The sequence below is a fragment of the Legionella moravica DSM 19234 genome (genome assembly GCF_000423305.1).
Lineage (GTDB): Bacteria > Pseudomonadota > Gammaproteobacteria > Legionellales > Legionellaceae > Legionella > Legionella moravica.
This window is the reverse complement of record NZ_AUHS01000011.1, coordinates 67,999-92,445: the sequence shown is the minus strand read 5'-3', so window position 1 is coordinate 92,445 and position 24,447 is coordinate 67,999. Positions and strand designations below refer to the sequence as shown.

The window sequence follows — 24,447 nt, the reverse complement described above, 5'->3', positions numbered from 1 at the left end:
CCCCCATATACAGTAATGCTGCAAGATGCCCTGTCTCTTAATTACATCGCTGTCAACGTCCCCTGGCTTGACCTTGGTATCCAGTGTTTTAGAGCTTTTATTCTGGACTAGACGGTCTAACCACGAAACGATGGGGTGCAGAGCTGGACCTGAATTTAGAGATAGGTAAACGTTTCAGAAGACGCAAAGGCCAGACAAAGGATTGATACATGAGATATTTGCTCATTTTATTATGTTTTTTATTATCCCCTTTAAACCATGCATTAAGCCTGCGAGAAGACTCTCCCCAACGGTATGTTGTTCAACATGGGGATAGTTTATGGAGTATTGCCAACAAATACCTTAAAAATCCATGGGAATGGAAATCATTATGGAGAGCCAACCCCAATATCCAGAATCCTAATCGTTTATACCCTGGGGCCGTTTTAATTCTGGATTATTTCCAAAATCAACCGTACATCAGAGTACTGTCTAATGGAACAATCAAGCTATCTCCCAGAGTTCGGCCTCGTCAGGCTGACGAAGCGATTCCGACAATACCCTTGGTGGATATAAGACCGTTTTTAGATGAATCCTTAGTACTTGATGAAGACGTGCTGACCCGAGCGCCTTATGTCGTTGCGTTCATGGGAGAGCATATGCTAGGAGGGCAAGGCGCTCAAGTCTATGTCAAAGGATTACACCCTTCTACTGAAATGCCACCGGGGGGTAGCATAGCGTACTCGATATTCAGAGGCGGAAAAAATTACATCGATCCAATCACTAATGAGCTGTTAGGTTTTAACGCAAATCTGGTTGGGTACGGTGAATTGGTTGCCGGTGGCGAGCCAGCAACATTATTGCTCACCAGCATTAGAGTTGGTATAAAAAAAATGGATAAGGTACTGATTAATAACAGTCCCGAATTTGATTTTTACTTCGAGCCTAAATCACCCTCCCGATCCGTTTCAGGCTATATTATTGAAATGCCTGGCGGCATGCCTTCTGGTAACAGTCAGGTTGCGGTGGGAGGTGTAATCGTCATTAATCTGGGCGTCACTTCAGGAATAGAAGCGGGTGATGTTCTTGGTATTTATGGTAAAAAGCGAATCATTCGTGATCCCAAAAATCCACTGATCCCGATTAATCTGCCTCCCGAACGCATCGGCGAGGCCTTGGTATTTCGTCCGTTCACCAAAACCAGTTTTGCTTTAGTCGTTCGCTCTACCCGAGCCATATACTTAATGGATAGAGTTACCAACCCATGAACAATTTACCCTTTTTACTCGCATTAAACCGAATGAACAAAGTGGGTCCCCGCACTGTCAGGAAACTGCTTAAGAGGTGGCCAGATTTAACAGAACTCTTTAATCTCTCAAAATCTGCTCTGGAGGAAGCGGGCTTACCCTCAGTATTGGCTCAAACCATAACAGAGTTTAATCTGGATCAGATTCAAGAAGATTTAGCCTGGCAAAATGGCGCATCTGATCATCATTTATTAACCTGGAATTCCCCGGAATATCCGGAGCTATTAAAAGAAATCAGCGATCCTCCTGTAATTTTGTATGCAAAAGGCCAGTTATCTTCATTCGATCATCCCCAATTAGCCGTAGTTGGCAGTCGCAATCCATCCATCACCGGAAGTGAAAATGCCAGAAGTTTTGCTAAATCACTTGCTTCCCATGGAATTACCATAGTCAGCGGATTGGCTCTGGGAATCGATGGTCAGGCGCATGCCGGATGTCTCGAAGCACATGGACAAACCATAGCCGTCCTAGGTACTGGAATAAACTGTATCTATCCTCGACGGCATATCAAATTGGCAGAACAAATTACTCAAAATGGTTTGTTACTCAGCGAGTTCCCATTAAATAGTCCACCAATCGCTGGACATTTTCCACGCAGAAATCGTATAATAAGCGGTTTATCATTATGCACATTGGTTATTGAGGCGGCAATTAGAAGTGGTTCCTTAATCACAGCAAAAATGGCTTTGGAGCAGAATAGAGATGTATTGGCTATTCCAGGATCCATCCATAATCCGTTAGCGCGAGGCTGTCATTATTTACTACAACAAGGTGCCAAGCTGGTGACCTCAGTATCTGATGTATTAGAGGAATTGAGAATTGAACCCCATCAACTAACTGATGATAAATCATTTTTTTCCCTTGCCAGCGGGAATGAAAACCTAGTAAAGTTCATTGGCTTTGAAATGACGAGCATCGATCAAATCATTGTACGTAGTGGATATACTCTCGAACAAGTTACTGGTGAACTTGCAGATTTAGAATTAAAAGGTGCCGTCAAGGCCGTACCTGGTGGCTATATAAGGTGTTAATATGAAAGATAACTTATTTGAAATGTTATTGAATTTATTTGAAACAAGCCTGACTCAACTCCAAAAAAGCCATAAGTCCGATGAGCAAGGCGTACCGGAACTCACAGAAGATGATGAGATACTGCATGCAGAAGACCAGGCTTTATTTATCAAAACAGCCCAGGAACAATCAATACGAATTTTCACGTATGAAGAACAAATGAAATTGACAAAAGCCAGTTATCAATTTCTAATGCGAATGAAATTATGGGGTATAATTGATACAAACCTGTTTGAAACAATAATCAACCAATTACACGGCTCTGATTCGCGCATAGTAACATTACAAGAAACAAAATGGACGATTAGAAACGTTCTGGAAAACCACATGGATGAAGAACAGTTGGCTTTTCTTGATCTTGTGCTATACCAAAAAGAAGATGAGCTAACATTAAATTAATTATCTTTAAGAACAAGTCACCAATATTTATGATGTCAACATTTGGTGAGCATACTACCAATTTTAAGGAAAGGTTTATTTCATATGAGTAAACACTTGGTGATCGTAGAATCACCTGCTAAAGCCAAAACAATTCAAAAGTATCTGGGTACCGATTATGACGTCCTGGCATCGTATGGCCACGTGCGTGATTTGCCTCCTCGTAAAGGCTCAGTGAATCCGGATAATCACTTCAATATGACTTATGCGCCCATAGAAAAGAACGCACGACATATTGAAACCATAGCCAAAGCACTAAAAAAATCAGATTCATTACTGCTGGCGACTGACCCTGATAGAGAAGGCGAAGCCATATCCTGGCATATATTTGAATTAATGAAAGAGCGTAACCTGATTAAAGAAAAACCAGTTCATCGGATTTTCTTTAATGAAATCACCAAATCGGCCATTCAGGATGCCATCAATAACCCACGCACCATCTCCATGGATTTAGTCAATGCACAACAGGCACGGCGTGCACTGGATTATCTGGTAGGTTTTAATTTATCACCCCTGCTTTGGAAAAAAATCCGTCGAGGACTCTCCGCAGGACGAGTACAGAGCCCGGCTCTTCGATTAATCGTTGAGCGAGAAGAAGAAATTGAACGGTTTGTAGCACAAGAATATTGGAAAATTCTGGCTCAATGTCATCATGCAAATACAGGGTTTGAAGCCAGATTAACTCAATATAAAAACGAAAAAATACAACAATTTACCGTCACCAATCAAGATCAGGCACATCAGATAAAAGAGGAGCTGATCAAACAGGCTCAAGGTTATTTATCAGTTACTCAGATCGAAAAGAAACAACGGAAACGAAAACCCTCTCCCCCTTTTATAACCTCAACGCTACAACAGGAAGCAGCGAGAAAACTGGGATTCACAGCGCGCAAATCAATGATGGTGGCTCAGCAGCTGTATGAAGGTATCGATATTGGAACGGGTACAGTAGGTCTTATAACCTACATGCGTACCGACTCGGTTAATCTGGCAACTGAAGCTGTAGATGAGATTCGAGAATACATTACTCAACGCTATGGAGCAGATAATTGCCCTCAAGCACCTCGTGTGTACAAGACTAAATCTAAAAACGCCCAGGAGGCTCATGAGGCAATTAGACCCACATCGGTGAAACGCTCCCCTGAAATGGTTCAGGATGCATTGACCACTGATCAATTCAAACTATACAGCCTTATATGGAAGAGAACTATAGCCTGCCAGATGGAAGATGCGGTTATGGATACTGTTGCCGTTGATTTTAGTTGCGGTGAAGGCACTCTGTTTCGCGCTAATGGTTCAACTGTTACATTCCCTGGTTTTCTTACTGTATACGAGGAAGGGAAAGATGATTCCAAAGATGATGATAATGAAGGAAGCCTATTGCCTCCATTTACCGTCGGTGAAAAAGTAAAAGTAGCGGATATTGAAGCCAATCAGCATTTCACAGAACCGCCTCCACGATATTCCGAAGCAACTCTTGTAAAAGCATTGGAAGAATACGATATAGGACGTCCCTCTACCTATGCAGCCATTATTCATACTTTACAGCAACGTGAATACGTAGTGGTAGATAAAAAACGATTTTTGCCCACTGATGTAGGCCGCATAGTGAATCGTTTTCTGACCAGTTATTTTACCCGGTACGTTGATTATAAATTTACAGCGGGACTTGAAGATACACTTGATGCAGTAGCACGAGGTGAAAAGGAGTGGATCCCGGTATTGGAAGAATTCTGGCAACCTTTCGTACAACAAATACAGGATACGGATGAACAGGTTCAACGCAAGGACGTCACGACTGAAGTCCTGGAAGAACAATGCCCCAAATGCCAAAAACCACTATCCATAAGACTTGGTAAACGTGGTCGGTTTATTGGTTGCACAGGATATCCAGAATGTGATTACACCCAGGACATGGGGGGGCAAGACAATGAAAAAACTGAACCGGAAGTTGTAGAAGGTAGAAGTTGCCCTCTTTGCTCTGGTGCGTTGCATATTAAAACAGGACGTTACGGTCGATTTATAGGATGCAGCAATTACCCTCAGTGCAAACATATGGAACCGCTGGAAAAACCGGCTGATACCGGAGTTGTCTGCCCCAAATGCAATCAAGCGAAAATTCTACAGCGAAAATCCAGAAAAGGTAAAATTTTCTATTCTTGTGGCGACTACCCCAAATGTGACTATGCTTTATGGAATGAACCCATTGATAAACCCTGTCCTCAGTGTGCATGGCCTATACTTACTGTAAAAGAAAGTAAAAAATTTGGCCGTCAAATTTTATGCCCACGTGAAGGCTGTGGATATTCTCATAAGGAAGAATAGAAACTCAGGGATAAAATAGGATACAGGAAGGAAATTAATGTTTAGAGAACTCATCAACATCATTCCGTTTAACTTGTTAATCATTTTATTGATGTTGGTGTTTATGCTGATTACCTATCTGTTTTCTCGTATCTCAAATACCTGGTTTCATATCTCTGCTGGTGAAGAGCATGTCAAACTAACCAATACACTTATGGGCATATTAGCCAGTGGTTTTTTTGTTTTGCTCGCGTTTATTATTATCAATACGTGGAATTATCAGCAGGATGCCCGAAATGCCGCCTCTAAAGAGGCTTATTATCTGGCGGTTATGCTTCGAAATATCGCGGCATTTCCAGCTGAACAACAAAAAAACTTAAAACAGAACATCGCCGATTATACAGTCCACGTTCGTGTTGATGAATGGAAAGCCATGCGTAAAGGGCTTGATAGTCCTGCGGCATGGGATAGCCTGGAAAAGCTGTACTCTCAAATTCAAAATTTACCGGCAATCACTTATCAAGATAAACTCTATCACACCCTTCTTACCTCAAATGTTAATTACATTCTACAATCCCGAAGAGACAGGCTGAGTAAAGTTGAAAGCATTATTCCTAAAACATTAATCGATACCGTTTTTGTCTATTCGATATTCCTGGCCATTATAGTGGGCTTGATCCGAGGAAGAGACAACCTCATTAACCTGACGCCTGTATTGCTTTTTTCAGGGTTATTGGGCTTCAATTTAGCTCTTGCGCTTAATTTTGACTACCCATTTTCAGGGGAAATTAATGTAACCAATAGTGATTTTTATAAGGGAGCATTAGGAGACTTCCCGGATCAAACGAGTGATTAACAGAGCTTATAGAGAGAAATACAGTTCACCACCAACCACAGTGATCCGCATTCCCAGTATTCATTTAAATTCATTTATTGAGGTTCATTCATCAACTGCTCAATGTACCGTCTGCATGTTAACGGGTGGTGCAAAAAATTGATTATATGGCGTGTTCCACCAGTTCCAGTGATAACCAATGCACCGTAGCGCAATATACTTCCCAAAATGGATTGACGAATATCAATGGTTTCAATTTTACTTAAAGGGATATCAACAGTCTGCCTGACTATAATTCCGGTGCGTAAAATAACCTGTTTTCTTTTAATGGTTATAGAGGAAAAATAATAGGTAACCCAGGTCATCAAAATCCAAAGCAAGGCGAATACAATCAAGAGGAGGCTAATTTGCCGTAATTGAACAATGTACACATAAAGTGCACTTGCTAATACCAAACCTAGGATGGGCCCGAAAAATATAATCCAATGCAATCGGGTAAAGTAAATCACGTTACTGTCTGTATTTGTCTCAGCCATTTTCCACCTTGATGTATGCTCTGAAAAGAAACGCCGTTATTGATATTGCTGTTCTATTCTAAACATAAAACAGTAAATTTAGCGATAGTTCTATTCTTTATGTTACTATCAAACCGAATAGGAATACAGTTGTGTTCACGATCATTTTGAGAATAAAAATATGCGTATTATCAGTAGATGCCTGAATAAACAACTTCTGGACATATGCCAGCGCTCCATGCAACTGGAAGAACTCTCCAAAAAAGTATCCCAAATCCTTCCTGAAAATTTGGCCTCTGCATGTCACGTGGGTAGCTTTTCAAAAGGTTGCCTGACGCTCACCACTTCCAATGCAGCATGGGCATCACAATTACGCTATGCCATACCCGAACTACGCGACAAATTAAGAAAAGAAGCGGGCATGTACCAACTCACATCGATCAAAATCCAGCTGGTTGAGCCGATCGTACAAAGCACCAAACAACTACATTCTTCTCATGAATTAACAGAAAAAGCCAAAGCGTCAATTATTCGTGAAAGTGAACAGTGCTCTTATCAACCCTTGCGCAAAGCGTTGCTACATCTTGCCAATGGCGAACAAGAGATTTAATCCTGGCTTAAATTTCCGACAGCAGAAGAGTAGCACTCCAGATCGATTAACCACCATGCTTTAGGGGCTTAATTCAAGCGAATTTGAGCTGTCTCCAGGCTTCAAATAAAATGATAGCCACTGCATTGGATAAATTCAGGCTACGGCTATTCTCAACCATTGGAATGCGAATGGATGCATACTGAGTTCTGATTTCGGCAGGCAAACCTCGAGTTTCCGGTCCAAATAATAATATATCATCTGGTTGATACTGCACTTCACTGTAACTCTGGTCCGTCTTGGTAGTACAACAGAATATCCTGCGTCCCTTATGCTGTTCCTGAAAATCATTCCAATCCGCGTATTGTTGAACCGAAGCCCATTCATGATAATCCAAACCAGCTCGACGCATCCGTTTATCATCCAATTCAAAACCTAAAGGATGAATCAGATGAAGCTGGGCGCCACTGTTTGCACATAATCGAATGATATTGCCCGTATTAGGGGGAATTTCAGGCTGATAAAGTGCAATGTGTAACATGTGCTTGTACCTCATTCTGTTTTCGGGCATTTAGCCCCATATCAATTGGCCGTACTGTACATGAAAAACAGTTTACTGAATACGGTTGAAAAGAATGCTGGAAATAAAAAGGGATGGATCGTGAACAAAGCCCATCTGATTATCCAGTTTGATCAGTTAAAGCACTTGAAAATCGCCTCGCCACCCAATCCTGATCGAGGTATTCAAAACAATCATGCAGAAAATCAGTTAATTCGTCTTCTTCAATAATATGCTCAAAGCCTATGGGTTCTATCTCGTGATGAATGTACTCACCAAAATAATGCATGGAAAAATCAATATAATCCCGTGTGTGCAATATAAAGATATGCCACATCTCGTCCAGAACCAATAAAGGACCAAAAAGATAAGTCAGTTTGCCGTTTTTAGAACGTTGATAGTTTAACCACAGCCAGGATAACAAATCTTCAAATAAACACTGCCCATCATCCAGGGAACACTCCGGATGATGGTAGCAAAAATAATTAATTACATTCTGATTCTTATATCGTTTCAGATCATGAAGGCTTGGAATCATTATCTGCAACAGGTTTTTTTCGCACTAGGCTTCTTGGTAACAAAACGAATGATACGGCACATCATTTCTTCTTTAGTCATAATCTTCTCAATAAAGGATTAAGGGACGATAGTTTATCCTATTGTTTAGAAAGGGCGCAATTGAATGTTCTTATTTTCATCAATCAGCAGCATGTGATGTTCAGGCACATCTTCCCAACCCTCAGCCAAATCATTCAATTTTTCAGAGGAAACGACTATATAAGCCGGTTTTCCTTCTTCTTTTATCCATAGGCCATGAGTCGCTAAAACATAACCAACCAGATAATGCATTGTTAATGGCTTTTTCTTTTTATGACTGGTATATCGCGTTGCTATGATTCTTTTCCCATCGGTTAGACATACATTATAATAAGAAACACCAGGATGACCGAACTCTCTGATGACATCCTCTACGCGAAGTATCGTTTCCTGTAAAACGTCTGCAACCACGGTCATCTGACTTAAATCGCGCCCTTTGGCAAGTTGCCAAAACAACGCAAATAAATGCTCGGAATCCGTTTCACCTTTAACCCAGTGGTAAATATCATCATCCAATAAATGCCTTATATGCCGTTTCACGTTGATAAAATCGTGAATTTCACCATTATGCATTAACATCCAATCCCCATAGACGAAGGGATGACAATTATAATTAGTCACTCCGCCAGCACTGGCAGAGCGAACATGGGCAAAAAAACAGGGAGATTGAATTTTGGCTGTTAAATTCAACAAATTTCTATCATTCCATGCTGGAAAAACAGAGGTGAATAAAGCAGGATCCGAGCTTATTTCAGGAGCATACCACCCAACCCCAAAACCATCTCCATTGGTTCGCAAATTGGTTTCACGTGCATGCAGACTCTGCATAATTATGGAGTTCTTAGGTGTGACTAGTACATTTTCCAATAAAGTTGGACGACCTAAATACGCAACGAGTCGGCACATGATACACTCCATCGTTAATATTTTTACTGCTGTTCCAATACCTTTTGCTAGGGGCTGTTGACATTTCATTATGTTCAAGCCTACTTTCCGCGACTTGTTCGCGGAATCGATACATCGTGCGCAAAACAAGAATATATTGCGTCTATAAAGAATGAATTGAATCCCGCGAACAAGTCGCGGGACGTCGAAACTTGAATTGTCAACAGACCCTAGTGCCTGAAGCTACTGACTTTTCTAACCTAACTATAGCAAATTTTGTTTGTTCCTGTTTTTTACCAAATAACACACCTCTGCTTATTGACCATGGGACTGTCGTCCGGAAGTTTATAAGCCTCTCTAAACTCAGGCATATTGGCAAAACTGCCATTAACTCGATATTGAGCTGGTGGATGAGGATCGGTTGTTACTTGATTCTGTAATTGCTGGGGTCGGATATTCTTAGCCCAAACATGTGCAGCACCCAGGAAAAATTGCTGAGCAGGGGTAATACCCTCTATAGTTTTGGCAGTTTTATAATCGTTTGATTGCAAAAATGCTTTATAAGCTAGAGTAAGACCACCTAGATCTGCAGCAGCTTCGCCAACGACCAGTTTTCCCTGTACGCGCAAATTGCCATCAACCACATAGTTAGAAAATTGATCTGCGATACATTGAGTCGCATTGTTAAATTTGGTCAAATCTTCGGGTTTCCACCAATTATTCAGGTTTCCATAACCATCAAATTGTGCTCCTTGATCATCAAAACCATGAGTGATTTCATGCCCCATTACAAATCCAATCGCGCCATAATTCACTGCAGCAGGTGCATCAGGATCAAAAAATGGAGCTTGTAATATCCCGGCAGGCATATTGATACTGTTCATTGAAACATCGTAATAAGCATTAATCGTTTGTGGCGTCATCTCCCATTCGGATTTATCAATGGGCTTACCAATTTTCTCCAGATCTCTATTAATCAAAAATACATTGGCCCTTATGACGTTTAGCACATAAGGTCCTCTATCCACTTTTAGTTTGGAATAATCCCACCATTTTGTCGGATACCCAATTCGTTGCTGCATTAAGTCCAGTTTTTTCAATGCTGCTGTTCTTGTTTCTGGAGACATCCAACTCAAGGAAGCCAGATCGTTTCGCAAAACACTACGAATATTCTTCAGAATTTCTTCGACCTGCTCTTTGGCCTTCGGAGGAAAATACTTCTCTACATACATTTTACCAATTGCAAATCCTAACGCTCCATTTTCAGTATTCACAACCCGTTTCCATCGAGGTAATAATTTTTCAATTCCTGTAAGAGCACTGACCATCTTAAAATTCTGATCTACAAAAGGCTTGGAAAGATAGGAAGCAAACGCATCTATTAAATGCCAGCGTAAATAGATTTTCCACTCATCCAGGCTGATTGATTTTAATAAATTATTCATACCCTTAAAAAAATCAGGCATCGCTAAATTAATGCTGGTCAGTTGATCCTGACCTATTGCCTTTAGATAATAGGGCCATGAAAAATCAGGGGTAATTTGTTCAAGCTCATTAAGCGTCATAATATGATATACCGCTTTGGGATTACGACGTTCGATTATAGGCATTGAAATTTTAGCCAGCTGGGTTTCAATATCCATTACGGTTTTTGCTTCCTTGGCAGCCTTTTCCGGGCTGTCGCCAAGTAACTGAAACATCTTGTCGAGATGATTGACATAGGCTTCGCGAATTTTTTTGAATTTGGGATTGTCGCTTAAATAATAATCGCGTTCTGGCAGACCCAGGCCGCCTTGAACGGCAGCTCCTATCATCAAGTTACTGTTTTTATAGTCCTGCATGCTGCCAAAACCAAATAAAGCATCGACACCTATTTGATGTAAATGGACCAGTTCCTTTTGTAAATCATCAAGAGATTTTATCGAGTCAATGCGAGAAAATTCAGATTGTATGGGGGTAATACCCACTTTGTTGATGGTTGTTTCATCCATTCCACTAAAATAAAAATCACCTACCTTTTGCTCTATGCTGCCCTCTTTAGCGTGGGTATCTTGCGCAGCATTAATGAGCATCTGATGAATGATATTCTGAATTTTTTCATTGAGTACATTAAAACTGTCCCAGGAGGCATATTCAGCGGGTATAGGATTATTTTTTTGCCAGGCTCCATTTGCGTAGGAATAGTAATCCTGACCAGGTAAAATGGTAGAGTCCATCCAGTGCAGACGGAGTGCGTCACGTTGTTTGGTGTCAATCGTAGCATCGGCTAAAGACACAGCAGAACTACAGATCAGTGAAAGAGTTATTAATCCTGTTTTGATTTTCATCGTGCGACTCCTTTGCCTTTATATCCAGAGCATATTACAAATTAATAGAAAACATCCAATCAATTTAATATTACTGAGATAGATACATCACTATTAAAGATTTATTTAATGAGAACCATAGCATCACTGTAATGGAACTCCGCTACTGTGGAGATGAGCTGACTAATAAGTTACGCCAACAAGTTCTTTAGCCTTTAACCAGGGTGTTATGACAAGTCATTAAATGATTATCAACACACCCTGAATGAAGCTAAAAAATAGCCTGATGGTGTCATTATGTTTGGATTAGGCTTCGACAGGATAATATTCAGATTGCATTGATGGCAAATAATTTTCTGCGTCAAAATAGGTATATTCCCAAGCGTCTTGCCTGACCATTAATTCACGTAATAACCTGTTATTCAATTCGTGACCTGATTTATACCCTTCAAATGCACCAATTAAACTGGAACCCAACAAATATAAGTCACCAATTGCATCGAGAACTTTATGAGTCACAAATTCTGATTCAAAACGTAATCCATCTTCATTAAGTACACGGTAATTATCAACAACGATAGCATTATCCAGGCTACCGCCTTTAGCCAAATCACATTCCCGCAATTTTTCATAGTCGGAAAGAAAACCAAAAGTTCTGGCACGGCAGACTTCTTTCACATAGGAAGTGCCTGAAAAATCAAAACTAACGGTTTGGGGCTTGTCATTAAATACAGGGTGATCAAAATCAATAGTGAAAGAAACCTTATACCCTTTATGCGGTAAGAACTGAACGTATTTACCATTGTCTTCAACACGAATGGGCTTAAGAATACGGATGTACTTCTTGGCAGCATTTTGCTCTTTTATGCCAGCAGATTGAATCAGAAAAACAAAGGGTGCTGCACTGCCATCCATAATCGGTAACTCTGGCGCATTGACATCAATGTAGGCATTATCAATACCTAAACCAGCCAAAGCAGACAGGAGATGTTCTACAGTTGCAATTTTAACATTTCCATGATGTAAAGTAGTACAGAGCATGGTATCCCCGACATATTCGTAGGATGCTGGAATTTCGACAACTGGTGACAGATCCACTCTTCTAAAAACGATCCCTGTATTAACAGGAGCGGGTCTTAAGGTTAAAAGCACTTTCTCACCGGAATGCAACCCAACGCCAGTAGCCTGGATTACCTTTTTAGGAGTTCTTTGTTTTATCATTCAGTGCTCACCTTTTTTCTTTATTTATTTTGCGCGCAAAAACCTCTTGATCTTAGCAACAATTTATTGATTAGTCTAATTTTTTTCTATACTTAAACCGTATAGACCTATTTTTCCCTAATAATATTGCCAGGATTTACGAAAAACACTTAATTGATTCGTATTATCCAGAACGCATCTCTAATCTAAAATCAATACATTAATCAAGAACAAATCATTTATTTGAAAGCCTGTTTCAAGCGTCATTCAGACGATCACAACCTTAAAACGCACAGCCTGCATAAGACTGTGCTCCATTTTAAAACTCAGAATCGTTTAAAAAATACACTCGAGTATTCGTGCAACTAGGCTTCCTCTTCCTGACGACGAAGGAAGGCTGGTATATCCAGATAATCAACATCTGGAACACTATCACTAACAGGATTTTTAGTTTTTGCAGCAGATGGAGATAAAGAAGCACTTTGAGCTTGTTTACGAATAACCGCAGGCCGATCCAATTGGTGATAGTCAAGAGACCCATCACTTCGAGTGGATTCCATTAAACGAGCTCTTTGACCTTGTTGTTGCGGCTGTTGATGACGTTGTCTCATGTCACCCAAACCAGTTACGATTACAGTAACCCGCATTTCATCAGTCATGTCAGGATCAATTACGGTACCCACGACCACGGTTGCATCATCGGAAATAAATTCTTTAACCACGTCGCCAACTTCTTCAAACTCGCCAATAGACATATCCAGACCGGCAGTAATGTTGACCAGTATTCCTCGTGCTCCGGAAAAATTCACATCTTCCAGTAAAGGAGAAGCGATTGCTGCTTCAGCTGCTTGTCTGGCTCTTTGCTCGCCTACAGCACTTCCTGTTCCCATCATGGCCATACCCATTTCTGACATTACTGTTCGCACGTCAGCAAAATCCACGTTGATTAATCCAGGACGAGTAATTAAGTCCGATATACCCTTTACGGCACCAAGCAACACGTTGTTTGCCGCTTTAAACGCATTCAGTAAACTGATGTTTTTTCCTAAAACGCTTAATAATTTATTGTTTGGTATTGTTATCAATGAATCAACATGCTCAGCCAAACGACGGATTCCATCTTCAGCTGCAAGTGCTCGTTGCTTTCCTTCAAAAGAAAATGGCTTGGTTACAACAGCAACGGTCAAGATTCCCAATTCTTTGGCAATCTCGGCAAATACTGGTGCAGCACCTGTTCCAGTGCCTCCGCCCATACCTGCTGTAATAAAAACCATATCCGCACCGCTTAAGATTTCTCGTATGTGATCTCTGTCTTCTTCTGCAGCTTCACGGCCGATTTGAGGATTAGCTCCTGCCCCCAATCCCTTGGTCAGTTCGTCACCTAATTGAATATGAATTTTAGCATTGGAACCTTTTAATGCCTGGGCGTCTGTATTAGCACAAATAAACTCGACACCATCAATATTTTCAGCAACCATATGTTCCACAGCGTTACCGCCGCCACCACCAACACCGACTACTTTTATTACAGCATTATTATCATGATGGCTGCTTTCCATTAATTCAAACATAACCCCGCTCCCCTAGTGTGCTGCTTTGTTCTGCTTATCACTTTAAAACAGTTTTGAACATGTTGCATTATGATGCAACCCCTAATCGTTTACTCAATCGTCATGAGTATTCGTCAAAATTTTATAAAATCATGTGTCTAATCAATTAAAAATTACCCTGGAACCACTCTTTCATTCGTGACCAAATTCCCTTGGTATTATCATTCAATGCTGGCACATTATATCCTCCTTCATATTGCTGTTGGAAGCCATGAAGCAGCAAGCCAACACCGGTAGCAAAAGAGGGATTTTCAGTAGCCTCTGCCAGACCAGATACATGATGCGCACATCCTTTGCGAACTGGCATTTCAAAATTTAATTCCGCAAGTTCAATTGCGCCCCTGACATTAGAAGCGCCACCAGTCAGGACAATACCAGCAGCCATTCTGTCTTCAAATCCGCTTCGTTTTAGCTCATTGCGAACCAAAGAGAACAACTCTTCATATCGGGCAGAAACGACATCAGCCAGCGCCTTGGCTGATATTTTTCTTCCTGGCCGTTCATTGACGCTTGCAACTTCCAGCATTTGATTTGAGTTTGCCAGTTCAGGTAAAGCACAGGCGTGGGTCAATTTAATTGCTTCCGCAGCCTTTGTTGGTGTTCGTAAAGCCATCGCTATATCATTTGTCACCTGATCTCCTGCGATGGGAATTACTGAAGTATGCTGAATTGCCCCTTCACAGAATATGGCAATGTCAGTAGTACCACCACCAATATCAATCAGGCAAACACCCAAATCTTTTTCATCTTCAGTCAGTACCGCATGACTGGATGCCAGTTGCTCCAAAATGATGTCATTGACTTCCAATCCACACCGACGGACGCACTTGACTATATTCTGAGCGGCACTGACTGATCCGGTAACTATATGCACCCGGGACTCCAACCTGACTCCAGCCATGCCTATAGGCTCACGGATACTACCCTGATGATCAATGATGAATTCCTGAGGCAATATGTGGAGAATTTTTTGATCGGCAGGTATGGCCACGGCCTTGGCTGCATCAATCACTCGTTCCACATCAGCCTGAGACACTTCCTGATCCCGAATAGCAACAATCCCATGGGAGTTCAAACTACGGATATGACTTCCGGCTATCCCTGCATAAACGGTTCTGACTTCACAGCCCGCCATTAACTCGGCTTCCTGCACTGCGCGTTGTATGGAATTAACTGTGGCTTCTATGTCAACGACGACTCCACGTTTTAAACCGCGAGAAGGATGGCGGCCAATTCCAATTATTTCAATCGCTCCATCAGAGGTCACTTCACCAATTAAGGCAATTATTTTTGAAGTGCCAATATCCAATCCAGTGATAATATTTTTTTCTATTTTTTTAGCCATTATCGTCCCGTTTGTTGTTTCCACTGCACTGCCATTCCACGTGGATAACGTAAATCCACGCTCGCCAACTGATCTGCTTTTTCAGCAAACACTGCAGGATATGCTTTACAAAAACGCAGCAATCGCGCTTCTAACTCTTTCTTTCCTAAGTATATTTTTACGCCATTACCCAGTATTAACACCCAGGCCTGATTGTCTCTTAAGCTCAATCCAGAAGCATTTAAACCATACGATGATAATATCTTACTCAATTTTTCATAAACTTGTAAGACGTCTAATTGTTGACCGATGGGACCTTTCAATTTTGGGATGCTTAAATCAGCAGGAACATCACCCTCATTAAATAATTTGCCATCCTCGGTCATCAAGGCATTGTCCCAAATGGCAACAGGATTCTTTTCTACCAACTTGATTTTAATTGTATCAGGCCAGACTCGTTCCACATAAGCACTTTCAATCCAGTTTATTGCATTAAGTTCATTTTGTAACTGGCTCACCGGTAAAGCAAAAAAACTGGCACTCAAATGTTTTGCCAATATGGACTCCAATTCCTTATGACTGACATGCTCATAACTGGCTGCAACTTTAATTGTAGTTATCGGAAAACGTTCCGCATCAGCAAGGTATAAATAACCCAAACGCCCTGCCAGCAGCAAGGCACTTACAATTAATAACCCCAACAGACTGGCATAGCGCAGCCCATCGGAATCAACATCCTTTTTCTTGATGTTCTCTTTCACAGGTAATTAGTCACTAAATGTTGTCGACAGTGTTGATGTGTCATTGCAATTTGAATCAGTTCATCAAGTAACTCAGAGTAAGTCAAACCGCTAGCCTGCCACAGTTTGGGATACATGCTGATTGAGGTGAAACCGGGCAATGTATTGATTTCATTAAAGTATATTTCTTCTGTTTTATCATTTACAAAAAAATCAACTCGCGCCATTCCTTTGCATTTTAATCGTGAAAAAATATCGGCAGCAGCTTGTTTTAAACGCTCACTCAGTTTCTCATTTAACAGCGCTGGAATGATTAAATCAGTCTGAGTACTTTCCAGATATTTAGCGGTATATGAATAAAAACCATCTGGATGATTCACCCGGATTTCTCCCGCCACACTGACTCGAGGCTTGGCAGAAGGTTTATTATTTTCTAGTACAGCCAATTCAATTTCTCGACCCTGAATGAATTGTTCAACCAGGATTTCTTCATCGTACCGTAAGGCATCATCTACAGCAGCAACCAACTCGGCCATATTTCTTGCTTTATGAATACCAACACTGGATCCTAAGGAACAAGGCTTTACAAATAAGGGCCAACCCAATTCAGCAGAAACATCATTACAAAACTGCTGTCTTTCAGCCGGAGTAGTATGCCAGGATAATAATTGATACTGGGCAGAATGAAGGCCATCAATGCATGCGACTCTTCGTGCCATATCCTTATCCATACCAATGGCTGAAGGCAGTACATCGCAACCCACATAGGCCACGCCAGCCAACTCGAGCAAGCCTTGCAGGCTGCCATCTTCGTATAACGGACCATGCACTACAGGAAAAACGACATCGGCATCAACAGCAAGGCGACCATTACTTACCAAACTGTCCAATGGTTTCGAAAACTCGGTTACTACAGGGAGTTTTTCTTTATAATTCAGCAAATCGGTGTAAGTGTGCAAATGAAACTGCCCATTTTTATCCATTGCTATCGGAATAATATGGTACTTTTCAGAATCCAGATGCCTGAGAACCGAAGACGCTGAAGTGAGGGAAACTTCATGCTCGCCTGATTTCCCGCCATAAAGCAAAACAAGGTTGATAAGCTTAGACATTAACAGTCTCCAATAATATGTACTTCGTGCATCAACTCTATAGTTGTTTGCTCTTTAACTTTAGTTTGCACCAAATAAATCACAGCTTCAATATCTGCAACAAGGACACAATCCTGTTCCATTGCGTGCATGTTAATTTTCACCCTTTTTCATTAGATTTACTGCCATTTGGCCAATATTTCCAGCTCCCTGCATCAAAATAACATCACCATCTTTAACCAGCTCGTCCAGTTTTTCTTTCAAAGATTGTTCATTAACCAGGGTCACTCGTCTGTCTTTACCCCTGATTCCTTGAGCCAACCCCTCACTGGTAACGCCTGGAATCGCTTTCTCGCCTGCAGCATAGATATCAAACAGGAACAATTCATCAGAAAGACTTAAAACATCGATAAATTGATTGTATAAAGATTGGGTCCTGCTGTAACGATGCGGTTGAAATACATGCACCAGGCGTCTATTCGGCCAAACACGTCGGAATGCATCGATCGTTGATAAAATTTCTTGTGGATGATGTCCGTAGTCGTCAACGACTATAGCAGAGCCGTGTTCAAACTGTCGTTCACCCAGCATTTGAAACCGTCGTCCTACTCCCTGAAATTTTTTCAGACCGCGAATAATGGACTCATCATCAACCCCCAGCTCTGTTGCAATTGCAATTGCTGCCAAGGCATTCAAGACATTATGACGCCCAGGGTATCGGAACTCAATCGCTAATTGCGAATAAGGAGCGGGCCTAATTACGGTGAACTGACTGAGCATTTCATTTTGTGTCCAATTTACAGCGCGGTAATGAGCTTCCTCTTTAAATCCGTAGGTTAAGGTAGGTCTTTGGATTGCTGGAAGAATTTTTTGAATTTCGTCATCTTCTATGCACACCACAGCCAGACCATAAAAAGGCAAGTGATGTAAAAATTCAAGAAACGTAGTTCTTAATTTATCAAAATCATCCTGATAGGTATCCATATGATCAGCATCGATGTTGGTAACCACTGCCATCATCGGTTTTAAAAATAAAAATGAAGCATCGCTTTCATCCGCCTCAACCACAAAATAGGCCGATTTGCCTAATTGTGCATTGCTGCCGCAGCTATTTAGTTTTCCACCAATAACAAAACTGGGATCGAGTCCACCTTCGGCAAGCAAGCTACTCACCAGACTGGTGGTCGTCGTTTTACCGTGAGTTCCAGCAATAGCGATTCCATGCCTGAATCGCATTAACTCAGCCAGCATTGCTGCCCTTGGGATCACCGGAATCATTAATTCACGTGCGGCAATAATCTCCGGATTATTCATATCAACAGCCGAAGAACGCACAACTACATCAGCACCTTGAATATTCTCAACACGATGACCAATATGAACCTGTATACCCAACGATTTTAATCGCTGTACCGTGCTGCTCTCACCAATATCAGAACCTGTAATACGATAACCTTGATTATGCAACACTTCCGCGATACCGCACATGCCAACGCCACCGATACCAACAAAATGAATTTGTTCTACATGCCCCATCCTTGTAGATAAAAATGGTCCTGAATTATTCACAATTCCCCCTTATGCCGTTTGCGTTCTCAATCCAAGAGACTGCCAACGATTTTCATGGTCTATTCGCAATAACAATGCGACAACCACACAATTAATTACTATACTGGCACCACCGTAACTAAGTAATGGCAGAGTTAGCCCTTTTGTAGGCAACAAACCCACATTAACCCCCATATTGATTGCAGCCTGCAAGGCTAACCAAAAAGTCAGACCATATGCCGTAAATGAAGCAAAGAGACGATCTTGAACATGGGCTGTATATGCGATATTAAGTCCCCTAAATACAAGTATACTATACAACAGCATTACAACTAAAATTCCAAACAACCCTAACTCTTCAGCAAGTACAGCGAATAAAAAATCGGTATGTGCTTCGGGTAAGTACATTAGTTTCTGGATGCTTTCACCAAGACCTGAGCCAAACCAGCCCCCACGTCCAAATGCGATCAAAGACTGCGTGAGTTGATATCCGCTATTATATTGATCAGCCCAGGGATCCAGAAAGGCAGTTAACCTGGCGACACGATAAGGTGAAGAAATGGCAAGAAGCGCGAGAGCGCCAATAACCACAATCATTAAACCTATATAGTACCTTAATCTCACTCCTGCGAGGAACAGCATGGCCATAACGGTACCAGAAATAACAACAGTAGCTCCAAAATCAGGTTCTAGCAGCAATAAGAAGGAAACAACACCCAAGATCATCATGGGCTTAATAAATCCGAAGATACTGCTACTCACCGCTTCTTGCTGCCGTACCAAGTACCCTGCCAAATAAAAAATCATGGTTAATTTTGCCATTTCTGACACTTGAATGCCTATGGGTCCAAAAGCAAGCCATCGCCTGCTACCGTTCACAGATCGGCCAATTCCCGGGACCAACACAACAAGCAACATCACCAAACAGATAATCAGCATGGGCATGCTTATTTTTTCCCAAAAACTGCTGTCCGTACGCACTACAATCAAGGCCAGCATTAAACCAAAAAATAAATAACAGGCCTGTCGAATTAAAAAATGAAACGGTTGGTGAAAGTATTTAGTAGAGATCATCACCGAACTGGAAGCGACCATCATCAAACCAATAATCACCAGGCCAAAAACAGCTCCAATCAACCACTTGTCATAGAGTGATATCGGTTTACTGACTGGCTTCCCTCTTTGATTTAAATGTCTTGGTCGCATGCTACTTACAATCCATTTACGGAGGATGCAAAGACATCCCCCCTATGATTGAAATCGCGAAACATATCCAGACTTGCACAGGCGGGTGATAACAAAACGACATCGCCCGGTTTTGCACATGTCTTCGCCAATACCACGGCATTATCAAGTGAAGACGCACGAACTACAGGCACGACATGAGCCAGAGCGGCCTCCATTTTGTCAGCATCTTCTCCTATAAGTACAATGGAACGAACAAAATCGGCAATCGGCTTCGTCAAATCGTTAAAATCAGCACCTTTCCCTTGCCCTCCAGCGATAAGAACAATTTTCCCTTGCATAGCACCCCCTATTCCATTAATAGCAGAGATCGTGGCACCTACATTTGTTCCTTTTGAATCATTTATCCACTCGACACCATCCAGAGACCTTACCCATTGACAACGATGAGGTAATCCTGAGAATGTTTTCAATACCTGCACGATATGGTGTTCTGGTATTCCAGCAGCCTCAGCCAAAGCGCACGCAGCAAGCGCATTAAGCCAATTATGCACTCCTTTGATCAATAGGGAGTCTACAGACAAAAGACATTCACTACCTTTTGCCAGATACATGCTCCCTTCTCTGGAGATGATTCCCCAATTGCCTGGGGCAGGAACATCACTGCCAAAAGAGACCTGCTGAGCCCCTGTGTTCATTGCATCACTCGGAATGGTCGCCGCGTCTTCACGGTTCACAATGACGACCTTAGCCTGGTGATAAATTCGTTGTTTGGCCTGCGTATAGGCTTCCATGGTATGATGTCTGTCTAAATGATCCGGGGTTACATTCAGAATAGTCGCGGCTATCGGTGATAAAGAATGAGTCAAATCCAGTTGAAAACTGGATAATTCCAGAACCCATAAATCATACTGGTGATCATCATCCAGCATATCCAGTACTGGTGTTCCAATATTACCTGCGACAGCAACACTGAATCCAGCGGCTTTCGCCATTTCGCCCACTAAAGTGGTCACTGTAGATTTGCCATTCGTTCCTGTAATCGCTACAACAGGCGCATTAATCTCTTTGGCCAGACACTCAATATCACCATAGACGGCAACACCTGACTGAATCGCCTGTTTAATAAAAGGCGTATCCAGAGACAAACCAGGACTGGTGATGATATCCGTTAACTGACTTAATTGTTCTTCGGGTATCGATTGCAGATAAACAGGAATATGAGGAAATTCCGCTTTAAACTCTGCTAGTCCAGGAGCCTCTATCCGGGTATCAAATGCGATAAAGGGTTTATTTTTTCTATGCAGGTACCTTGCTATAGATAATCCTGTTTTGCCTAAGCCTGCGACTAAATATAAGGAATGATTCATGAATGCACCTAGCCTATCGTAGTTTTAATGTAGCCAAACCGCATAACACAAATACAACAGTAATAATCCAGAATCTGACTATGACTTTAGGCTCCGACCACCCTTTTAATTCAAAGTGATGGTGTAGCGGCGCCATGCGAAACAATCGTTTCCCATGAGATATTTTAAAATAGCCCACTTGTAATATAACCGAGATTGTTTCAATGACAAATAACCCACCCATTATTAATAACACAAGTTCCTGTCTTACGACTACAGCCACTATGCCCAATGCAGCGCCTAAAGCAAGAGAACCGACATCCCCCATAAAGACCTGTGCTGGGTAACTGTTATACCAAAGAAATCCTAAACCTGCGCCAACAATAGACGAGCAAAATATAGTTAACTCACCTGTATTGGGTACAAACGGAATAGCCAAATAATTGGAATACACCGAATTACTGGAAGCGTATGCGAAAACACCAAGAGCACCAGCCACCATAACTATGGGCATAATTGCCAATCCATCTAATCCGTCCGTTAAATTGACAGCATTGCTACTACCTACAATAACAAAATAAGCAAGGAATGGAAATAAAATACCCAGATCCCAAGTCACGGTTTTAAAAAATGGCAGAATTAACTGGGTGTTCACAGGCAAACTGGCATTCATGTATAAATACACAACTGCAATCACAGCAATAACTGATTGCCAAAAATATTTCCATCGTCCTGGAAGACCTTTACTGTTTTTTAATACCAACTTGCGATAATCATCAACCCAACCAACAATACCATTGCTCAGAGTAACCAACAGTACCAACCACAAACTGGATTGCTTTAAATCACACCAAAGCAGACAACTGACCGTAACAGCCACTAATATTAATACGCCCCCCATGGTAGGCGTGCCGGCTTTGGATAAATGCGATTGAGGGCCATCATTACGGACCATTTGGCCAATTTGCAATCCCCGCAACCAGTTAATCATTAAGGGACCACACAACAAACCGACCATTAATGCGGTTAAAGAAGCCAGGATGGATCTGAAAGTCAGGTATTGAAAAACTCTTAACGCATGATACTGTCCCTGGAATAGCTGCGTTAGCCAATAGAGCATAATTTTTCCTCATGTTAATCATTAGGGCTGTGCTTTATTTAAACTACTGTAAAACACAAACCCCTAGTGGGGCAAAAAGCGACAAAGCATATCACATTCAAATCGAATCAATTAAGCAGTTTATTCACAATTTTTTCCATCGCGCTAGAGCGTGATCCTTTTACCAATACAGTTGTATTATCTGACAGCTCATCGAGTAAATTTTGAACCAACTCTTCCTGGCTTGAAAAATGGTGTCCTTGGGCGCCAAATGCTTGGGAGGCTAACAGGCTATGGGTTCCACAACTTAACATTTGATCAATTCCCAATTGTTTCGCAGCCAATCCAACTTCCTGATGGTGTTGCGTCGCCCACTCACCTAACTCACCCATGTCTCCGAATACAAATATTCTTTTTCCAGGCCGCAATGCCAATACTTCCAAAGCAGTTAGCACAGAGCGCAAATTGGCGTTATACGTATCATCTATAATTGTTGACTTGTTTTTCCCAGGTAAAGTGGTCATTCGCCCTTTTACTCCGCCGAACTGGTTTAAACCATTTTGAATGTCCTGAATTGAAATACCAACGGCATAACAACACGTTGCTGCAGCCAAAGCATTCCTGACATTATGCAAACCAGGTACCTGTAATTCAATATCAGCTCTGGCATTCGGCAACACTAAAGAAAAATGGCCTCGGCCATGAGTATCCAATCGAACATCCTGAGCATAAATATCTGCTGGGTGTGTCGCTGAAAATCTTAATACCCGTTTATCCCCTATCAAACTATCCCAAAAATGGGAATAAGCATCATCATCATTAATCACAACAGTTCCATGAGCGGATAAACCTTGATGTATCTCTCCTTTTGCTCGTGCAACACCATCTATTGAGCCAAATCCTTCAACATGAGCTGGAGCAATATTATTAATCAAGGTTACATCAGGATGAACAATTCCCACGGTATGAGCAATTTCTCCCAGGTGATTTGCTCCCAACTCAAAGACAGCATAGCGATGTTGCTGATTGAGCTGCAATACACTTAAAGGAGCGCCAATATGATTGTTTAAATTACCCTTAGTTGCATGTGAAGGAGAGGGTAAAATTGCGGCTATCATTTCTTTAACGGTAGTTTTTCCATTTGAGCCAGTTAATGCAATGACAGGACAATGAATTTTTTGGCGATGCGCTTCGGCAATTTTAGCCAAAGCCAAGACAGGATCGTCTACGACAAACTGAGGGATGTTCACCCCCTGAATAGCCTGGCTTACGACCACTGCAACAGCGCCCTTTGCTTCAACGTCCTTGATGAAATCATGCCCATCAAAGTGCTCTCCTTTAATGGCGACAAACAGATTTCCAGGGTTAATAATCCGGCTGTCAATACAAACACCAGTAACTTCGGCATTTATCGAACAGGTTTGGGAAAGCAATGATGCAATAGTATTTAGATTCATGGTCTCAACACAAGGCTAAAAGTCTAGTGTACTAACACTCGCGCTTAGAGTTCAAGATGAATCGTAATTTGAAATTTTAAGAAGGCAATTTTCAACATTAATTTACAGATTAACCACAGCTGTCCCATTAAAAATATGACGTCGTTCCGAGCGTAGCGAGGAATCTCCCGCAAGGTTGCACGATCCCATTAAAATGCGGCCATTAAAATCATATCAAGAGTTGAGTCTCCCCAGCCAGCCTTTTTCTGCAGGCGCCTAATGCTCATATCCTTAAATTTCTTTTTGGTATTTTGTAACCTGTTCAAAATAATATGCCGAACCATCGCCATATTTTCAGGAGCATGATCTTTGCGTACGCGAGAATCATCTTCACGTGTCGAAATGATATAAAAATCCAGGTACATCTTCTGATGACATCATTAAATTCCTCGTAAAAACAGAGAGTTTAAAAGGTAATGA

22 protein-coding genes and 1 pseudogene are annotated in these 24,447 nt (G+C 41.5%); 6 read left to right on the top strand and 17 right to left on the bottom strand.

The features are described 5' to 3' along the window. Positions 1 to 209 precede the first annotated feature (209 nt). The 5 genes from G543_RS0102880 to G543_RS0102860 all read left to right on the top strand — a co-directional run bounded on the left by G543_RS0102880 (position 210) and on the right by G543_RS0102860 (position 5,955). A complete protein-coding gene (locus G543_RS0102880; RefSeq protein WP_028383194.1) occupies positions 210 to 1,247 on the top strand; it encodes a LysM peptidoglycan-binding domain-containing protein in 1,038 nt (345 codons plus the stop codon). Further along, complete coding sequence (gene dprA, locus G543_RS0102875) at positions 1,244 to 2,317, top strand: DNA-processing protein DprA (RefSeq protein WP_028383193.1); 1,074 nt, start codon at positions 1,244 to 1,246, stop codon at positions 2,315 to 2,317. Before G543_RS0102880 ends, dprA begins: the two co-directional genes overlap by 4 nt. Position 2,318: 1 nt before the next feature. Then, the gene (locus tag G543_RS0102870; RefSeq protein WP_028383192.1) at positions 2,319 to 2,756 is read left to right on the top strand and encodes a DUF494 family protein; all 438 of its coding nucleotides are present in this window, start codon (positions 2,319 to 2,321) and stop codon (positions 2,754 to 2,756) included. 84 nt (positions 2,757 to 2,840) lie between these two features. Continuing rightward, positions 2,841 to 5,120, top strand: coding sequence for a type I DNA topoisomerase (gene topA, locus G543_RS0102865; protein ID WP_028383191.1), 2,280 nt, complete (start codon positions 2,841 to 2,843; stop codon positions 5,118 to 5,120). A 37-nt stretch (positions 5,121 to 5,157) separates the two neighbouring features. After that, the gene (locus G543_RS0102860; RefSeq protein WP_028383190.1) at positions 5,158 to 5,955 is read left to right on the top strand and encodes a bestrophin-like domain; all 798 of its coding nucleotides are present in this window, start codon (positions 5,158 to 5,160) and stop codon (positions 5,953 to 5,955) included. A gap of 74 nt (positions 5,956 to 6,029) precedes the next feature. Here G543_RS0102860 and G543_RS0102855 read toward each other — a convergent pair whose 3' ends face one another. Further along, positions 6,030 to 6,470, bottom strand: coding sequence for a PH domain-containing protein (locus G543_RS0102855; protein WP_028383189.1), 441 nt, complete (start codon positions 6,468 to 6,470; stop codon positions 6,030 to 6,032). A gap of 160 nt (positions 6,471 to 6,630) precedes the next feature. Here G543_RS0102855 and G543_RS0102850 point away from each other — a divergent pair, with 160 nt between their 5' ends. After that, the gene (locus G543_RS0102850) at positions 6,631 to 7,059 is read left to right on the top strand and encodes a DciA family protein (RefSeq protein WP_028383188.1); all 429 of its coding nucleotides are present in this window, start codon (positions 6,631 to 6,633) and stop codon (positions 7,057 to 7,059) included. A gap of 73 nt (positions 7,060 to 7,132) precedes the next feature. On the opposite strand, the gene trmL is transcribed toward G543_RS0102850, so the two are convergent. The 16 genes and pseudogenes from trmL to G543_RS0102770 all read right to left on the bottom strand — a co-directional run bounded on the left by trmL (position 7,133) and on the right by G543_RS0102770 (position 24,392). Then, complete coding sequence (trmL, locus tag G543_RS0102845; protein WP_028383187.1) at positions 7,133 to 7,579, bottom strand: tRNA (uridine(34)/cytosine(34)/5-carboxymethylaminomethyluridine(34)-2'-O)-methyltransferase TrmL; 447 nt, start codon at positions 7,577 to 7,579, stop codon at positions 7,133 to 7,135. A 139-nt stretch (positions 7,580 to 7,718) separates the two neighbouring features. Continuing rightward, a complete protein-coding gene (locus G543_RS0102840; protein WP_028383186.1) occupies positions 7,719 to 8,135 on the bottom strand; it encodes a glycine-rich domain-containing protein in 417 nt (138 codons plus the stop codon). 125 nt (positions 8,136 to 8,260) lie between these two features. Then, on the bottom strand, positions 8,261 to 9,100 hold the full coding sequence (locus G543_RS0102835; RefSeq protein ID WP_028383185.1) for a class II glutamine amidotransferase: 840 nt from the start codon (positions 9,098 to 9,100) through the stop codon (positions 8,261 to 8,263). A gap of 272 nt (positions 9,101 to 9,372) precedes the next feature. Then, positions 9,373 to 11,406 carry a M13 family metallopeptidase gene (locus G543_RS0102830; protein WP_028383184.1) on the bottom strand — a complete coding sequence of 678 codons (2,034 nt, stop codon included), beginning with the start codon at positions 11,404 to 11,406 and terminating at the stop codon, positions 9,373 to 9,375. Positions 11,407 to 11,691: 285 nt separating this feature from the next. Then, entirely contained in the window at positions 11,692 to 12,606 is a 915-nt protein-coding gene (lpxC, locus tag G543_RS0102825; protein ID WP_028383183.1) for a UDP-3-O-acyl-N-acetylglucosamine deacetylase, read from the bottom strand. Between the two features lie 344 nt (positions 12,607 to 12,950). Beyond that, positions 12,951 to 14,156: a cell division protein FtsZ gene (ftsZ, locus tag G543_RS0102820; protein ID WP_028383182.1), complete on the bottom strand. Its 1,206-nt coding sequence runs from the start codon at positions 14,154 to 14,156 to the stop codon at positions 12,951 to 12,953. A gap of 145 nt (positions 14,157 to 14,301) precedes the next feature. Continuing rightward, positions 14,302 to 15,540 carry a cell division protein FtsA gene (gene ftsA, locus G543_RS0102815; RefSeq protein ID WP_028383181.1) on the bottom strand — a complete coding sequence of 413 codons (1,239 nt, stop codon included), beginning with the start codon at positions 15,538 to 15,540 and terminating at the stop codon, positions 14,302 to 14,304. After that, positions 15,540 to 16,280, bottom strand: a complete 741-nt coding sequence (locus G543_RS0102810; RefSeq protein WP_028383180.1) for a cell division protein FtsQ/DivIB — start codon at positions 16,278 to 16,280, stop codon at positions 15,540 to 15,542. Before G543_RS0102810 ends, ftsA begins: the two co-directional genes overlap by 1 nt. After that, positions 16,277 to 17,371: a D-alanine--D-alanine ligase family protein gene (locus tag G543_RS0102805; RefSeq protein ID WP_028383179.1), complete on the bottom strand. Its 1,095-nt coding sequence runs from the start codon at positions 17,369 to 17,371 to the stop codon at positions 16,277 to 16,279. Before G543_RS0102805 ends, G543_RS0102810 begins: the two co-directional genes overlap by 4 nt. Then, positions 17,371 to 17,469, bottom strand: a pseudogene (locus tag G543_RS18880) (UDP-N-acetylmuramate dehydrogenase); the annotation flags it as partial. The gene G543_RS0102805 and the pseudogene G543_RS18880, both read right to left, overlap by 1 nt. Positions 17,470 to 17,503: 34 nt before the next feature. Continuing rightward, a complete protein-coding gene (murC, locus tag G543_RS0102795) occupies positions 17,504 to 18,919 on the bottom strand; it encodes a UDP-N-acetylmuramate--L-alanine ligase (RefSeq protein WP_028383178.1) in 1,416 nt (471 codons plus the stop codon). Positions 18,920 to 18,928: 9 nt separating this feature from the next. After that, positions 18,929 to 20,104: a putative lipid II flippase FtsW gene (ftsW, locus tag G543_RS0102790; protein WP_028383177.1), complete on the bottom strand. Its 1,176-nt coding sequence runs from the start codon at positions 20,102 to 20,104 to the stop codon at positions 18,929 to 18,931. Between the two features lie 5 nt (positions 20,105 to 20,109). Then, positions 20,110 to 21,453, bottom strand: coding sequence for a UDP-N-acetylmuramoyl-L-alanine--D-glutamate ligase (gene murD, locus G543_RS0102785; protein ID WP_028383176.1), 1,344 nt, complete (start codon positions 21,451 to 21,453; stop codon positions 20,110 to 20,112). Positions 21,454 to 21,466: 13 nt separating this feature from the next. After that, entirely contained in the window at positions 21,467 to 22,552 is a 1,086-nt protein-coding gene (gene mraY, locus G543_RS0102780; RefSeq protein WP_028383175.1) for a phospho-N-acetylmuramoyl-pentapeptide-transferase, read from the bottom strand. A gap of 107 nt (positions 22,553 to 22,659) precedes the next feature. After that, a complete protein-coding gene (locus tag G543_RS0102775) occupies positions 22,660 to 23,988 on the bottom strand; it encodes a UDP-N-acetylmuramoyl-tripeptide--D-alanyl-D-alanine ligase (RefSeq protein ID WP_028383174.1) in 1,329 nt (442 codons plus the stop codon). 188 nt (positions 23,989 to 24,176) lie between these two features. Continuing rightward, on the bottom strand, positions 24,177 to 24,392 hold the full coding sequence (locus G543_RS0102770) for a DDE transposase family protein (protein WP_028383173.1): 216 nt from the start codon (positions 24,390 to 24,392) through the stop codon (positions 24,177 to 24,179). Between the last annotated feature and the right edge of the window lie 55 nt (positions 24,393 to 24,447).